Origin of the sequence: Mitsuokella sp. oral taxon 131 str. W9106 (assembly GCF_000469545.1) — a bacterium.
In the GTDB taxonomy this organism is placed as follows: domain Bacteria; phylum Bacillota; class Negativicutes; order Selenomonadales; family Selenomonadaceae; genus AWVT01.
This window is the reverse complement of record NZ_KI273057.1, coordinates 83,432-97,816: the sequence shown is the minus strand read 5'-3', so window position 1 is coordinate 97,816 and position 14,385 is coordinate 83,432. Positions and strand designations below refer to the sequence as shown.

General features: G+C 52.6%; 15 protein-coding genes. 3 read left to right on the top strand and 12 right to left on the bottom strand.

The window, feature by feature from the left end; genetic code table 11:
* The 3 genes from HMPREF1985_RS03725 to HMPREF1985_RS03715 form a co-directional block, all read right to left on the bottom strand.
* Positions 1–1,656, bottom strand: coding sequence for a nucleoside kinase (locus tag HMPREF1985_RS03725; RefSeq protein WP_021771133.1), 1,656 nt, complete (start codon positions 1,654–1,656; stop codon positions 1–3).
* Between the two features lie 78 nt (positions 1,657–1,734).
* Positions 1,735–2,736 carry an inorganic phosphate transporter gene (locus HMPREF1985_RS03720; RefSeq protein WP_021771132.1) on the bottom strand — a complete coding sequence of 334 codons (1,002 nt, stop codon included), beginning with the start codon at positions 2,734–2,736 and terminating at the stop codon, positions 1,735–1,737.
* Complete coding sequence (locus tag HMPREF1985_RS03715) at positions 2,729–3,355, bottom strand: DUF47 domain-containing protein (RefSeq protein WP_040636973.1); 627 nt, start codon at positions 3,353–3,355, stop codon at positions 2,729–2,731. The genes HMPREF1985_RS03720 and HMPREF1985_RS03715 overlap by 8 nt, the downstream gene beginning before the upstream one ends.
* A gap of 190 nt (positions 3,356–3,545) precedes the next feature.
* Between HMPREF1985_RS03715 and fba the strand changes: the two genes are divergently transcribed.
* The 3 genes from fba to HMPREF1985_RS03700 all read left to right on the top strand — a co-directional run bounded on the left by fba (position 3,546) and on the right by HMPREF1985_RS03700 (position 6,330).
* The gene (fba, locus tag HMPREF1985_RS03710; protein WP_021771130.1) at positions 3,546–4,535 is read left to right on the top strand and encodes a class II fructose-1,6-bisphosphate aldolase; all 990 of its coding nucleotides are present in this window, start codon (positions 3,546–3,548) and stop codon (positions 4,533–4,535) included.
* A 131-nt stretch (positions 4,536–4,666) separates the two neighbouring features.
* On the top strand, positions 4,667–5,146 hold the full coding sequence (locus tag HMPREF1985_RS03705) for an Lrp/AsnC family transcriptional regulator (RefSeq protein WP_021771129.1): 480 nt from the start codon (positions 4,667–4,669) through the stop codon (positions 5,144–5,146).
* Positions 5,143–6,330, top strand: coding sequence for an aminotransferase class I/II-fold pyridoxal phosphate-dependent enzyme (locus tag HMPREF1985_RS03700; protein WP_021771128.1), 1,188 nt, complete (start codon positions 5,143–5,145; stop codon positions 6,328–6,330). The genes HMPREF1985_RS03705 and HMPREF1985_RS03700 overlap by 4 nt, the downstream gene beginning before the upstream one ends.
* Positions 6,331–6,507: 177 nt before the next feature.
* Here HMPREF1985_RS03700 and HMPREF1985_RS03695 read toward each other — a convergent pair whose 3' ends face one another.
* From HMPREF1985_RS03695 to HMPREF1985_RS03655, 9 genes are all read right to left on the bottom strand, one after another.
* Positions 6,508–6,807 (bottom strand): late competence development ComFB family protein, encoded by a 300-nt coding sequence (locus HMPREF1985_RS03695; RefSeq protein WP_021771127.1) that lies wholly within the window; start codon positions 6,805–6,807, stop codon positions 6,508–6,510.
* Positions 6,808–6,962: 155 nt separating this feature from the next.
* Positions 6,963–7,796, bottom strand: a complete 834-nt coding sequence (locus tag HMPREF1985_RS03690) for an Asp23/Gls24 family envelope stress response protein (protein WP_021771126.1) — start codon at positions 7,794–7,796, stop codon at positions 6,963–6,965.
* A 13-nt stretch (positions 7,797–7,809) separates the two neighbouring features.
* Positions 7,810–8,640 (bottom strand): PHP domain-containing protein, encoded by an 831-nt coding sequence (locus tag HMPREF1985_RS03685; protein ID WP_021771125.1) that lies wholly within the window; start codon positions 8,638–8,640, stop codon positions 7,810–7,812.
* Positions 8,641–8,761: 121 nt separating this feature from the next.
* Positions 8,762–9,547: a TIGR00282 family metallophosphoesterase gene (locus HMPREF1985_RS03680; RefSeq protein WP_021771124.1), complete on the bottom strand. Its 786-nt coding sequence runs from the start codon at positions 9,545–9,547 to the stop codon at positions 8,762–8,764.
* 15 nt (positions 9,548–9,562) lie between these two features.
* Entirely contained in the window at positions 9,563–10,114 is a 552-nt protein-coding gene (locus HMPREF1985_RS03675) for a hypothetical protein (protein WP_051349055.1), read from the bottom strand.
* Between the two features lie 86 nt (positions 10,115–10,200).
* Positions 10,201–11,745, bottom strand: a complete 1,545-nt coding sequence (gene rny, locus HMPREF1985_RS03670; RefSeq protein WP_021771122.1) for a ribonuclease Y — start codon at positions 11,743–11,745, stop codon at positions 10,201–10,203.
* A 153-nt stretch (positions 11,746–11,898) separates the two neighbouring features.
* On the bottom strand, positions 11,899–12,468 hold the full coding sequence (locus HMPREF1985_RS03665; RefSeq protein ID WP_021771121.1) for an anthranilate synthase component II: 570 nt from the start codon (positions 12,466–12,468) through the stop codon (positions 11,899–11,901).
* Positions 12,449–13,948 (bottom strand): anthranilate synthase component I, encoded by a 1,500-nt coding sequence (gene trpE, locus HMPREF1985_RS03660; protein WP_021771120.1) that lies wholly within the window; start codon positions 13,946–13,948, stop codon positions 12,449–12,451. Before trpE ends, HMPREF1985_RS03665 begins: the two co-directional genes overlap by 20 nt.
* An 81-nt stretch (positions 13,949–14,029) precedes the next feature.
* Positions 14,030–14,305, bottom strand: a complete 276-nt coding sequence (locus HMPREF1985_RS03655; RefSeq protein WP_051349054.1) for a hypothetical protein — start codon at positions 14,303–14,305, stop codon at positions 14,030–14,032.
* Between the last annotated feature and the right edge of the window lie 80 nt (positions 14,306–14,385).

Sequence of the window (14,385 nt, the reverse complement as noted above, 5' to 3'; positions counted from 1 at the left end):
TCAATCAAAGAACACAGATTTCCCGATAAACTCGCGCAAAATCGAGTTATTCGGGATTTCTTCTTCATTGGGGATATCGAGGAAATACTGACAGAAATCAAGGATGCGACGCGCTTTCGTATACTCTGGCACGTCGGGCGTTACGGTCTTGAGCATTGGAACGGCGTAGCGATGCAGCGCAGCTAGCTCATAAAGAAGCGCCGAGTTAAACATGACATCCGCGTCCTCTTGGAACGGGAAGATGTACTTCTCCTCTCCCTCCCGCACGTCCGGCCATTGTTTCAGCGTCTTGAGCGCATCTGCACCGCGGAACTGGTGGTCACGTACGAGGCGGCGCAGGAGACGCGCGTCCGTCGTCGAAATGCGGTTATGCGCGTCGATGTTGAGCTGTATAAGTGCACTGACATATATTTTAAGCTTATTTTGCCGTGGGACGGACGCACTGAGCATTTCGTTGAGTCCGTGGATGCCCTCGACAATGATTGGCTGGTCGGCGCGAATCGAAAGTGGCTCGCGCTGCTCCACCCACTCGCGTTTCCCCGTGAGAAAATTGTAATGCGGAAGCACGACCGCTTCTCCGCGCAGCAGTGCCGTCATATCCGCATTGAACGCCGCTACATCGAGTGCCTCGAGACATTCATAGTCATACTCTCCCATCGGCGTTTTCGGCGTATCGATGCGGTTCTTAAAGTAATCGTCGAGCGAGATGGACACGGGCGCAAGCCCCATGACCTTGAGCTGAATGCGAAGGCGCTGTGCGAAAGAAGTCTTGCCCGATGAAGACGGTCCTGCAATCAAGATGAGGCGAAGTCCCTCTCGCTTCGATGCAATCGTATCGGCAATACGTGCAATACACTTCTCCTGCAATGCTTCCGAGACGCGGATAAGCTCCCCGATATGTCCCGAACGAATGATGCGATTGAGATCGGTCACGTAGCGGCAGCCCGATATGTCTGCCCACTGTTTCGCTTCCGCGAGCATAGCAGAGAGTTTCGATTGCACCTTGCATGCAGGGATCTTTCCATTGCTATGGCAGTCCGGTGTGCGAAGCAGGACGCCCGCGCCAAAGAGATCCAAGGCAAAGCGCTTAAGCGCGCCCGTACGCCCGACCATCGCACCGTACAGATAATCGTAATATCCTGCACAATCGTAGACACTGACCGTTTCCTTCTCAAGCCCTGCAATGAGATTTGCCTTTTCGATCTGTTTGGCATCCTTGAACAGCCGTACGGCATCCTCGCGCCCCATAATGCGTTTTTCAATCGGAAGATCCTGCTCTGCGATTTGACGCATTTTTCGTTCGATTGCCGCTGCCAATTCCTCTGTCAATGATCGATTGGGCAGATTGACTTCGCAGTAAAGCCCGTTGTTTGCACGGTACTTTGCAACCACCTCCGCTTCCGGATAAAGCTCCTGCACCGCCATAATCAAAAGGAATGCAACGGAGCGACGATAGATGATCCAGCCGTCCTCGCTTTCGAGCTCGACAAATTCGAGGCTGCGCGCCTGCCCGACGGGCGTCTGCAGATCGTGCAGTGCATTGTCGAGCTTGACCGCGACGATAGGGCTTCCGAAGGCATGCTGATACTGAGGTGCCACATCCTGTGGAAACGTCGCAGGTGGCAAAAACTTTTCGCGACGAATATTGATAAACATAAATACCCTCCTCAAAAACGGTCAATCGGATATCGTGATATGAAAAAGCCCGAGAATCCATACTTTCTCGGGATCATTTTATTTGCCAAAAACAAAACAAACGAACTGATAAGCAATCGCGCCCATGACAGCCGTACAGGGGATCGTCAGAATCCACGCCAAGACCATTTGCTGCGCGACGCTCCAACGGACTGCATTCACGCGTTTTGCCGTTCCAACGCCCATGATCGAGCCTGAGACGACATGCGTCGTGCTGACGGGAAGATGGAGAAGCGTCGCCGAGAAAATGACGAGCGAAGAGTTGAGATCGGCCGCAAAGCCGGAAATCGGTTCCAGCTTGAATATCTTTCCGCCGATCGTCTTGATGATGCGCCACCCCCCAACTGCCGTGCCGAATGCCATCGCGGTAGCAGCGAGCAGCTTGACGTAAGTCGGCACCTCAAACACATCAATATAACCGCCGGACAGCAACGCGAGCGTGATAATCCCCATCGATTTCTGCGCGTCGTTCGATCCATGCGAAAACGCCATCATCGCTGCGGATAATATCTGCATTCGCTTGAATTTTCCGTTGATAGCGGACGGACTGAACCGTCCAAAAACACGAAAGAGCACCATCATGATGATACAGCCTGTCACAATGGCGATGAGCGGTGAAGCGATGAGCGAGACAATGATCTTGCCAATGCCGTAAAAATTCAGCCCGTCCGATCCAACGGAAACGAGCACTGCACCAATAATGCCGCCGATAAGCGCATGTGACGAACTCGACGGCATGGAAAACCACCAAGTCAGGAGATTCCATATAACAGCGCCGAAGAGCGCCGCGACGATGATGTGCTCATCGACATGCTGCGCCGACTTGACGATATCCCCACCGATCGTCTTTGCTACGCCCGTGCTGTACATGGCGCCAAGGAAATTGAGTCCTGCCGCCATGAGGATCGCATGACTCGGATGGATTGCACGCGTCGAGACAGAAGTCGCAATTGCGTTTGCCGTATCGTGAAATCCGTTGATGAAATCGAAAAGAAGTGCGAGCGCGATGACGGTAAAAAGCAAAAGCTGCAGATCATGCATATTTCATGACCACCCCTCGAATCATATCCGAGAGACTTTCACAATGATCAAGCGTGTCTTCGAGTTTTTCGAGTATGTCCTTCCACTTAATCAGCTCAATCGGATCTTTAACCTTGTCAAAAAGGTATGCGACCTCGTGACGGTAAACGCGATCACCTTCGCTTTCAAGGCTTGAAATCTTATGTGTCGCATCGAGGATCTGCGCCTGATTGCGGCGAATGTCCTTCAGCAAGGAAAATGCCCGAATGATTTCCTCCGTGCTCTCGATCAAAAGCTTTGTAAGCTTCACGGCCCCCGTCATCGCCTTGCCCGTCCGATACATGACAAGGCATTGGAGCGTGCCCTGCAAGTAGTCCACTCCATCGTCAAGCCCATTGGCAAGCGCGTAAATATCTTCACGATCAATTGGCGTGATGAAAGTCAAATTCAGCTTATCGATGATTTTATCGTTTACGGCATCCGCCTGATGTTCCAGTTCATTGATCTGTTTGATTTTTTCGCTCGCTTTATTGTAGTCAGCCATGACTTCGTCCATCATGAGTGCACCGGTATAAAAGTAACGAGCGCTGTCCACAAACAAATCAAAGAACTCGCTGTCCTTCTGTTTGAACTTAAACATCTTTTTTGCGTCCCTCCCGAACGACAAACTTACACTACTATCCATACTAACTATATCATTATTTCGATAGCACATCAACAAATAAATTCTCATTAGAAGTTGATGGCTAGACCTATACACTTCAATCCGTTTTATGCTATAATGAACTAGGTTATTCGATTCGCTTTACATTAGTAGGGGGTAATGAACCATGCCATTAGTCGGAACTAAGGAAATGTTCAAGAAGGCACACGAAGGCAAATATGCAATCGGTGCTTTCAACGTCAACAACATGGAAATCGTGCAGGGCATCACGGAGGCAGCCGCTGAGCTGAACTCCCCAATCATCCTGCAGTGCTCCGCAGGCGCACGCAAGTATGCAAAGCATGCTTATCTCGTGCATCTCGTACAGGCTGCTCTCGAAGTCAACGATATCCCCATCGCGCTGCACCTCGATCATGGTCCGGACTTCGAGACGTGCAAGTCCTGCATCGATGGAGGCTTCACTTCCGTCATGTTCGATGGCTCGCACTATGCATTCAAGGAAAACATCAAGCGCACGCAGGAGGTTGTCGCTTATGCGCATGAGCATGGCGTCGTCGTCGAGGCAGAGCTCGGTCAGCTCGCCGGCATCGAGGACGATGTAAAGGTTGCCGCACACGAGGCTTCCTACACGCAGCCGGAAGAGGTTGAGGAGTTCGTCAAGGAGACAGGCGTTGACTCTCTCGCCATCGCGATTGGCACGAGCCACGGCGCATTCAAGTTCAAGCCAGAGCAGTGCACGCGCAATGCGGATGGCGTTCTCGTTCCCCCAGACCTTCGCTTTGATATCCTCGCTGAAATCGAGAAAAAGATTCCAGGCTTCCCGATCGTTCTTCATGGTGCGTCCTCGGTCATTCCGAAGTATGTCAAGATCATCAACGAGCATGGCGGCAAGCTTGCCGATGCGATCGGCATCCCCGAAGATCAACTCCGCAAGGCGGCAAAGTCCGCTGTCTGCAAGATCAACATCGACTCCGACCTGCGCCTCGCTATGACGGCTGGGATCCGTGAGCACTTCGATCTCCATCCGGAGCATTTCGACCCACGTCAGTATATTGCGGATGGCCGCTCCTACATCAAGGAACTCGTCGAACACAAGATCAAAGCCGTCCTTGGTTCCGATGGCCGTGCACCAGAAATCATGGCGCTCATCAAGTAAGAATTCCATTTCTTGCGAAAAAGCACCCTGCTTAGGGTGCTTTTTTCTGCTATGTTTCTATTCTTTTTGGCTTAATTATGATATGATAATTTCAGGCTATTTTCATCCATCTTTGAAAAAGGAGACTCCGCATGAAAGAGATACTGGAGCTTTTGGAGCATGATGCACGGCGCCCTATTGGAGAGATTGCTTCCATGCTACACCGCAGCGAATACGAGGTTGAGCAGGACATCAAGAAGCTTGAAAAAGACAAGGTCATCCTCTCCTACAACACCGTCATCAACTGGGAAAAATTCGGCGAAGAGACGGTGACTGCCATCATCGAAATCAACCTCACGCCGCAGCGCGAGGTCGGATTCGACGCGATTGCCGAGCGCATCTACCGCTTTGACGAAGTGCGCACCGTCTACCTCATGAGCGGCAGCTTTGATCTCATGGCCATTATCGAGGGAAAATCCCTAAAGGACATCGCGAATTTCGTCGCGACACGCCTCTCGACGATCGAAGGCGTCACACAGACGCGCAGCCACTTTATACTGAAGCCTTACAAAAAAGACGGCGCCATCATGAACGATGAGGAACGCGACCGCAGATTGGTGGTGACCCCATGATTGAATCACGCGATTGGAGCAGCCGCTTATCTCCTTCCGTACAGTCCATTGCGCCATCCGGCATCCGCAAATTTTTCGACATTGCCGCACAGATGAAAGACGTCATCTCGCTCGGTGTCGGCGAGCCCGACTTCATCACGCCGTGGACGATCCGCGAGAGCTGTGTCTACGGTCTCGAATGCGGATACACCTCTTACACGGCAAACCGCGGCATGATGGAGCTGCGCGAGGAAATCGCGTACCACTACGAGCAGGAATACGAGACGAGATACGACCCTGCAACCGACATTCTTGTGACCGTCGGCGTCAGCGAGGCGCTCGACCTCGCCATGCGCGCGGTCCTTGCCACCGGCGATGAAGTCTTGATCCCCGAGCCATGCTACGTCTCTTATCAGGCATGCACGATTCTCGCAGGCGGTGTTCCAGTATCCGTTCCCACGAAACTCGAAAACGAATTCCGCATCACGCCAGACGAGCTGGAGCAATACGTGACGGACAGGACGCGCGTCCTCCTCATCGGATACCCGAATAATCCAACCGGCGCTGTTATGGAACGCGCCGATCTCCTCGCCATCGCGAAATTCGCTGAAAAGCATGATCTACTCGTCATATCGGATGAAATCTACGGCGATCTCACCTATGGTGACGAAAAACACATCGCATTCTCTTCCCTGCCCAACATGCAGGAGCGCACGATCCTTCTGAACGGTTTTTCCAAGGCATACGCGATGACGGGCTGGCGAATCGGCTATGCGATGGGCAATCAAGCCATCATCGCCGCCATGACAAAAATTCATCAGTACACGATGCTCTGCGCTCCGATTACGGCACAGCTCGCAGCAATCGAAGCACTCCGCCGAGGCGAAAAGTACATGAAAAAAATGGTCGCCGAGTATGATCGCCGGCGCCGCCTCATCTACGATGGCTTTACGAAGATAGGTCTTCCATGCTTCGAGCCCAAGGGTGCTTTTTACATCTTTCCTGACATCACACCGTCGGGTTATCAGGATGAGGAATTTGCCGAGGAACTCTTAAAAGCAGAACATGTCGCACTTGTGCCCGGAAGCGCATTCGGTGTCTGCGGCGCAGGGCACGTCCGCTGCTCTTACGCAACCTCAATCGACAAGATCTCAGAAGCACTCGCCCGCATCGAAAATTTCCTCGCCAAGCATAAAAAAACTTAATGCAGGCCACTGCACCATATCCGAATGCAATACTATCCTCATCCCAGAACGCTCATGAAACAGGTGCAAAGAAGCCCTCTCATCCCTTTGCCCAATCCTCCCGACAACTGAAGCTTTGGCAGCAGGACGGTATTTTGGGGAATAAGAGGGCTTTCTCTCTTGCGCAATCTAGCACGTTTATTTTGCAGCGTCCTCCGCTTCACTCTTCACCTTGTGACGCGGATGTGCCGTAACGATCTTGATTGCCTGCGCGATCTGCTGGATAACCTCAACGAGATGCTGTACCTCCATCTCATTGACGCGTGCAAAAATGTCGCCTTTGAAGGAGGAAATGTAGCGCGGCGGCAGATTGTTCAACGCGAGTGCGGCAATGTCCCTGCGGCATTCCTCGCACTTGCAGCAATTGGGAAATTTCGCCATGATCGTATCGAGATTTCGCTCGACGACTTCTTCCATATAATTCGTAAGTCCCTGCATGAAAATCACTCCTTATTAGCCGAATAACAAGATGAATGAATTCTTATGACTAGTATACCATAGTGCTCGAAAAACAACAAAATAAATGTTACAAAGGTTCCATCATAAATATTGCGGATGCATGAAACAGACTGCCACATAGGCGACAGCCTTTTTCATGCCTGCACATAAAGTGCCTTGACGCCGATATCCACCTCGTGGACGATCATGCCCGTCATGTACTCAACACACTCGCGCACGCGCTTTTGCGCCTGCTCGATGAGCGTCGGAATATGATTCCCATACGATAACACAACCTCGCACGAAATCTTGAGCCCACGATCCTCATCGCCGACGAAGAGGTGTCGGACTTGGATGTGGCTGACCTTATTGATCGGATGATTGCGCTTCATCTCACTTCGCACGATGTTCTCGACGACATTATCATCGATGCTAAGTTTCCCATAGTAGCTGAACACGGGACGGACGATGGACTTTTCGCCAAGCCTGCGCCGCCGCGTCGAGGAGCGCTTGAAGAGCGTTTGAAGCGGATCTATGAGATAGCCTGAAAAGTGCGGCTTTAGCTCGATGGTTGGCACGGGAATAATGTGCTTTCCCTGCTTGAGCCGGTAGAACCGCGCCTTTTCCATCTCTGCCTTCGACGCAATGTCTTCAATATGAATGATTTGTGCAATTGCAGGAAGCTGCAAGATCTTCGCGATCTTATGCACCATGTTTTCGGACGTGCCAAGGACTAGAATACGGTGGGGACTCACCTTCTCAATGGCCTTGCGCACCTCTTCGGCATGCCCAGGCAGGATGAAGATCGCGCGACGAACTGCCATGATCTTGCTCTGTTCTTTCTTCGCCGAATGACCTGCGACAATCTTTCCGTCCTTAATCAATATGCCGTCGTCGATGATGGCATCCGCGCCATGCTTATGCGCGACGATCAGTGCACGATGGCTTTTTCCCGTACCACTGGGGCCGACCAAAGCGAGAACATCCATCTCGTCCACCCTTTCAAAGCTTTTGCACGGGGCGGTAGAATTTCTCCGCCCATTTGTCCTCAATCGTAAAATCGCCGAGATTCTGCGGCAGGCGCGTCGGAATTCCATGAAAGTCCGATCCGCCCGAGACAAGCAGCCCATGACGCTCCGCCATCGCTAGATAGCGCTTCGTCGCTTCCGCATCATGCTTCGGATAAAACACCTCGATCCCTTCAATTCCCATACGGCAGATGCGCTCGACGAGCGCATCATCCTCGACGAGAATCGGATGGGCCAAGACGGGTATTCCGCCAGCCGACTTGATGAGATTGATGCACTCATCGATTTCAAGACGATAGTGCTCGACATAAGCGGGCTTTCCATATCCGATCAAGGCATCGAATGCCGCACCGATCGTATCAAAGTACCCGCGCTTGACGAGTGCACGTCCAATATGCGATCGGCTGATCGATTTGCTCCCATCTGCAAGCAGGAGCACCTCCGTCTCGCTGATCTCATAGCCGAGCGCATTGAGCTTCTCTATGATCTCGCTGAACCGCGTCCAACGCGCTTCCGTGATGTCATTGAGCCGTTCGAGCATCGGTGCATGATAAATATCGATATTATAGCCTAGGATATGCACTTCATTAGACGGATGATGCGCACTGAATTCAATGCCAGGTATGAGTCGGATCCCACGTGTCGGATAAAGGCCATTTTCATAGAGATGACTGATTCCCTCCACCGTATCATGATCTGTAATCGCAAGGTAAGAGAGTCCCACCTTCTTAGCTGCTGCGATGAGTTCCTCTGGCGCCAGCCTGCCATCCGAGTACGTCGTATGTGTATGCAAATCACTTGCCATTCTGTTTCACTCCCATAGCACATACAAGCAAAAAACTTGCTACTACGTCGAACCACTCGTTTCATATTTCTTTCATAAATTCGTCAACAAGCGGAAAAACCCTTTTTTCCGTATGAATACATTACGCCTTCTCTTCGCGTATCATAATGCGTTCAATGGACTGTGTCCGATTCGTCGTATCGTCGATTTCGAGCAGAATGCCGCTGTAGACAGCAGGGCCCTCGGCAACATCAAAGCGAACAGGCATTGCCGTAAGGAATTTCCGCAGGATGAGCTCTGTCTTGACGCCGAGCACAGAGTTCCACGCTCCCGTCATGCCGAGGTCGGTGATGTACGCCGTCCCCTTCGGCAGGATTCGTTCATCTGCCGTCTGAATGTGCGTATGTGTTCCGACGACAGCATGGACGCGCCCATCGAGATAAAATCCCATGGCCATCTTTTCAGAGGTCGTCTCCGCATGAAAATCGAGCAGCAGAATATCGGCTGAATCCGAGAGCTCGCGCAAGAGCTCTTCGCTCTTTTGAAATGGATCGTCAAGAGCAGGCATAAAAGCGCGGCCGGAAAGATTCAGGATGCCGACGTTCTTCGCTTTGAACGGGTAGACACAGCAGCCTTTGCCCGGCGTTCTGTCTGGATAATTGGCAGGACGAATGAGAAACGGTTCCTGGTCGACAAACTCAAGTACATCTTTCTTGTCCCAAATGTGATTTCCAGAGGTCACGACGTCGGCTCCTCCTTGGTAAAGCTCATCGAGCGACTTGCGCGTGATGCCTTTCCCACCTGCGGAGTTCTCTCCGTTGACGACGACGAGATCCACGCCCCGCTCCTTTCGAAGCACAGGCGTATACTTCCGAAATGCACGCCGTCCCGTCCGCCCGACGACATCCCCTACCATCAAAATGCGCATGCTATCCCTTCTTTGTCAGCGATCATACACGACGACGCGATCGCCCTCACGGATTCCCACCATGCGAGAACGCAGGTGAAGCTCCGACACTTGACTCAGAATCTGATCGAGGATCTCGCTTTGCATATCGAGGAAATCCTCTGCAAGCGTGCCAGGCTCATGATCATCGACAACGAGCCTGTCATCAAAAAAATCAAGGAAGAGATCTGCCATGAGCGTAAGCTCTCCGCGCTTGATCGAAAAAACATCGCGCATGATGTGCAGTACGGCCATCGAATCCCCGTAACTCTCACCCGAAAGTGAAAATTCAATGGAAAGCCCGTCCTGCAGGACATGATACGTCGTGATGCTCTCATCAAGAAGCTTTGCGAAATGCTCGAATTTCTCCTGCAAGATATCCCCCTTGAGCAGAAAATCCATCGTGAGTGTTTCCTGCTTTGGCTCATAGCGCGCCGCATGAATTTCGGGATAGCATACGAGGAGCGAAGCAAGGAACTGGATCCCCGCCTTCTCCTTTTGCGTCCTGCCCGCAGGCACGGACGACTTCAGCCAATTCAAGCCAAACATCTTGCTTTCCTCCACTGCTTTGCGATGCGATAAAATGTAAAAAAAGGGTGCTAGGGCGATGCCCCGCACCCTCCCATGTGCAAGGATTATTTTGCGTAATCGACAACGCGCGTCTCGCGTATAACCGTCGCTTTGATCTGTCCTGGGTACTCAAGCTCGTCCTCGATGCGCTTGACGATGTTGTGTGCAAGCGCTGCGGATTCTGCATCGTCCATCTTGTCTGGCTTGACCATGACGCGGATCTCGCGGCCTGCCTGAATGGCAAAGCAGCGTTCGACTCCGTCGAACGACTCCGCGATATCCTCAAGGTTCTTGAGGCGCTTCAAATACGACTCAAGACTTTCGCGGCGCGCGCCAGGACGTGCTGCCGAGACAGCATCTGCCGCTGCGACAAGAACAGACTCGACGCACGTCGGCTCGACATCACCGTGATGGCCTTCGATCGCATTGATGACGTCTTTCGACTCGCGATACTTGCGTGCGAGGTCGGCACCGATCGTGACATGCGGTCCCTCGACCTCGCGATCAATCGCCTTGCCGATGTCGTGCAGCAAGCCGCCGCGCTTCGCAAGCATGACATCGCAGCCGAGTTCTGCTGCCATGACGCCCGCGAGATGCGAGACCTCTATCGAGTGATCGAGCACGTTCTGCCCATAGCTCGTACGGTAGCGCAGGCGTCCAAGCAGCTTGATGAGTTCCGGATGGATACCGTGCACCCCTGTGTCAAACGTCGCCTGCTCACCCGCTTCCCTGATGCGCTGGTCGACTTCGCGTTTCGCCTTCTCGACCATTTCCTCAATGCGGGCAGGATGGATTCGTCCATCTTGGATAAGCTTCTCAAGCGCAATGCGCGCGACCTCGCGACGCACCGGATCAAAGCCCGAAAGGATGACCGCTTCGGGCGTATCATCGATGATGAGATCAATGCCCGTAAGCGTCTCAAGCGTGCGGATATTGCGTCCTTCGCGCCCGATAATTCGCCCTTTCATCTCATCGTTCGGCAGTTCGACGACGGAAACCGTCGTCTCTGCCACATGGTCGGCAGCACAGCGCTGGATGGCAACAGAAAGAATTTCGCGTGCCTTCTTCTCGGCTTCGTCCTTCGTCTGCTGCTCATACTCTTTGATTTTGATTGCCTTCTCATGCTTGAGCTCTGCTTCCGCTTCCTCCATGAGACGGATTCGCGCCTCCTCTGCTGTCAGGCTGGATACGCGTTCGAGCTCTTCCTTCTGCTTCGCATGGATTTCGTCAATCGCTGCTTGACAGCGGTCAAGACGCGACTCCTTGCGCGAGAGCGCCTCTTCCTTTTTCTCGATGGAATCGAGCTTATGGTCGAGGTTTTCTTCTTTCTGAACGACACGCCGTTCCTGCCGCTGAAGCTCCGAGCGGCGCTCCTTCGTCTCGCGGTCGAGCTCCTGACGCAGGCGATGGATGTCCTCCTTCGCCTCAATCATCGCTTCTTTTTTCTTCGTCTCGCCCTTCTCTTCCGCTTCGGCGACGATGCGCCTTGCTTCTTCTTCGGCCGAGCCAATCCGCGCTTCTGCCGTGCTCTTCCGCATGAAATATCCTGCCCCTGCGCCGACAGCAACCGCAACGATTACCGCCAAAATGATTGTAACGATATCGTTCACCTCCTCTTTCTATTATTTTTCATGTCTTATCGTACAGGTCTGTAACTATACCTTTCTATTCTAATGGCTTTTGCATGGTGTGTCAATATGAGAAAATCAGAGGCGTCCTCTATGAAAGTGGATTATATTCCTAAGCGACCCCCTAGGCATTGATCAGGCAAGCCGACGCAGAAAGTTTTCCATGAGTTTTTTCCCATCCGGCGTCAAAATCGATTCGGGATGGAACTGGATGCCCTCGATCGGATACGATTTATGGCGAAGCCCCATGATCATGCCGCTGTCGAGCTCGCTCGTGATCGCGAGACAGTCGGGCAGGCTTGCTTGATCGACGATGAGCGAATGGTATCGGCCAACCTCCATGCCCTGCGACAGTCCCTCGTAGAGTCCCTTTCCGTCATGTCTTAGCTTGGATACCTTGCCGTGAATCGTCTCGCCCGCCTGCACGACCTTTCCGCCGAATACCTCGCCGATCGCCTGATGTCCAAGACAGATGCCAAGGATAGGCGTTGACTTGCCAAGTTCACGAATTACATCCTCGCTGATGCCCGCGTCCTTCGGCACGCCTGGACCCGGTGAAATGACAATGCCTGCGTAGTGTTTCTCGCGAATCGCATCCAATGGCATCGCATCGTTGCGGACAACCTCGACTTTTGCGCCTAGTTCAGCGAGAAGCTGATAAATATTATAGGTAAAAGAATCGTAATTATCCAAAAGCAACAACATTGTTTTCCACCTCCTCGACGACCTCAAAGAGTGCCTTCGACTTCTGCAAGATCTCCTGATACTCCTTGACGGGAACGGAATCTGCAACGATTCCCGCACCCGACTGTATGACCGCCATGCCATCATGTTCAATGCGCATGGTACGGAGCGTGATGCACATATCCATATTGCCGCAGAAGTCCATATAACCGACCGTCCCCGAGTAGGCGTTGCGCGCAACTGGCTCAAGTTCACGGAGAATCTCCATCGCGCGCAGCTTCGGCGCCCCGCTGACCGTGCCAGCGGGAAACGTCGCACGGAGCACGTCCATGGGCTTGTAGCCGGGCAATAATTTCCCGACGACCTCAGAGACCATGTGCATGACATGACTGAAATTCTCGACTTCACGCAGCTTCGTGACGTGGACCGATCCCGGTTCGCTGATCCTGCCGATATCGTTGCGTGCAAGATCGACAAGCATCGAATGCTCGGCGCACTCCTTTGTATCCGCCTGCAAATCCGCTTTGAGTTCCTCATCCTCCTCCGCGTTCGCTCCGCGGCGGCGCGTGCCCGCAATCGGATAGGTCCAGACCTTTTCACCGGCTACCTTGACGAGCATCTCGGGCGATGCGCCGACGAGCTTGACGCCGCCAAAATTCAGATAAAACATATAGGGGGACGGATTGACCTGACGCAGGCGGCGGTAAAAACGAAAACACGGCTTCGTGATCTTCTCGCGAAACTGGCGCGAAGGCACGACTTGGAAGATATCGCCGGCGGCGATGTATTCCTTTGCCTTTTGGATGGCCTGCAGGAAATCCTTCGGCGGTTCACTGAACTTCCTCAGGAAGTCGACAGGCACCTGACGCACAGGCGGCACATTTTCTTTCATTCGGAGCGGTGCTGCAAGGTGTTCCTTGAGCGCAGCAAGCTTCTCTTCGATCTCGTGATAGCGTACCCGCGCATCGCCTTCCTCCACATCGGCGAGATAGATGAGGCGCGCATTGTTTTTGAGCGCATCGTAGATGACGAGAATGCGGCAGAGCATGAACTGCCCCAAGAGTTCCTCTTCTCCAAGTGCAAATCCGCGCACACGGTCGAATGTAGCGACGATCTCATAGTTGAGATAGCCGACGAGCCCACCGTTTAAGAGTGGAATCTCCGCATCCTCAATAGCAGGGGAAAAGCGTGCCATATACGATTTGATCGCATGGACAGGATCGCCGTCAATGCACTTCATTATGTCATTTTCTTTGATCATAAGCCGGTTCTTGAAGACCTGTAAGTGAGCAAATGGCTCTGCTCCGATGAAGGAGTAGCGCCCGAACTGTTGATGCGTTGTGTCGACGGATTCCAAAATAAAGCCATGAGCTTCATCAACGAGTTTGTAGTACAGCGAGACGGGTGTATCAAGATCCATATTGAGTTCCGTCTGCACGGCAATCAAATTTTTCGTTTTTGCCAGCATTTCAAATTGTGCCGAGTTCGGCTGCAATACCATAAAAATCCCTCCTATATAAAATGCCCATCCATCTCACAGAATATACAGTGAAAGGATGGACGGGCAGGACTCCAAAAATCATCAAATAGGCTCATTGATCTCGCGAACGACTTTCATCTCCTCGCGTCCCATGCACCAGCCGAGTGCCTTGATCTCCGCGTAGAGCATCACGCGCTGCTCGCGGTTATCATTTTCTGCGCGCATGAGCTGCTGGTACTGCTCGCGCGCCTGATTGTAACGTGCGAGGATCTGCCGTGGACTGCGCGGGCGTTCGAGCGTGTCCGCCTTGTAGCTTCCGAACTTTTCGAGCTTTTCGAGCGAGTTCCCGCGATTTCCTTCGTCCTCATAGATTTTCATAGCGGTCATCCTTTCCTCATGGCGATTTGCACGTGCAGCTTGCACTTCATAGTTGCATTATTCATTTCGCTGCCCGCTAT

Excerpts from the sequence above, each read along its gene's own strand:
- HMPREF1985_RS03720 (WP_021771132.1), bottom strand. The coding sequence starts at position 2,736 with ATGCATGATCTGCAGCTTTTGCTTTTTACCGTCATCGCGCTCGCACTT.
- HMPREF1985_RS03675 (WP_051349055.1), bottom strand. The coding sequence starts at position 10,114 with ATGTTTGGCTTGAATTGGCTGAAGTCGTCCGTGCCTGCGGGCAGGACG.
- HMPREF1985_RS03655 (WP_051349054.1), bottom strand. The coding sequence starts at position 14,305 with ATGAAAATCTATGAGGACGAAGGAAATCGCGGGAACTCGCTCGAAAAG.
- HMPREF1985_RS03680 (WP_021771124.1), bottom strand. The coding sequence starts at position 9,547 with ATGCGCATTTTGATGGTAGGGGATGTCGTCGGGCGGACGGGACGGCGT.
- HMPREF1985_RS03690 (WP_021771126.1), bottom strand. The coding sequence starts at position 7,796 with ATGGATGTTCTCGCTTTGGTCGGCCCCAGTGGTACGGGAAAAAGCCAT.
- trpE (WP_021771120.1), bottom strand. The coding sequence starts at position 13,948 with ATGGTATTGCAGCCGAACTCGGCACAATTTGAAATGCTGGCAAAAACG.
- HMPREF1985_RS03695 (WP_021771127.1), bottom strand. The coding sequence starts at position 6,807 with ATGCAGGGACTTACGAATTATATGGAAGAAGTCGTCGAGCGAAATCTC.
- HMPREF1985_RS03705 (WP_021771129.1), top strand. The coding sequence starts at position 4,667 with ATGAAAGAGATACTGGAGCTTTTGGAGCATGATGCACGGCGCCCTATT.
- HMPREF1985_RS03665 (WP_021771121.1), bottom strand. The coding sequence starts at position 12,468 with ATGTTGTTGCTTTTGGATAATTACGATTCTTTTACCTATAATATTTAT.
- HMPREF1985_RS03700 (WP_021771128.1), top strand. The coding sequence starts at position 5,143 with ATGATTGAATCACGCGATTGGAGCAGCCGCTTATCTCCTTCCGTACAG.
- HMPREF1985_RS03685 (WP_021771125.1), bottom strand. The coding sequence starts at position 8,640 with ATGGCAAGTGATTTGCATACACATACGACGTACTCGGATGGCAGGCTG.
- fba (WP_021771130.1), top strand. The coding sequence starts at position 3,546 with ATGCCATTAGTCGGAACTAAGGAAATGTTCAAGAAGGCACACGAAGGC.
- HMPREF1985_RS03725 (WP_021771133.1), bottom strand. The coding sequence starts at position 1,656 with ATGTTTATCAATATTCGTCGCGAAAAGTTTTTGCCACCTGCGACGTTT.
- HMPREF1985_RS03715 (WP_040636973.1), bottom strand. The coding sequence starts at position 3,355 with ATGTTTAAGTTCAAACAGAAGGACAGCGAGTTCTTTGATTTGTTTGTG.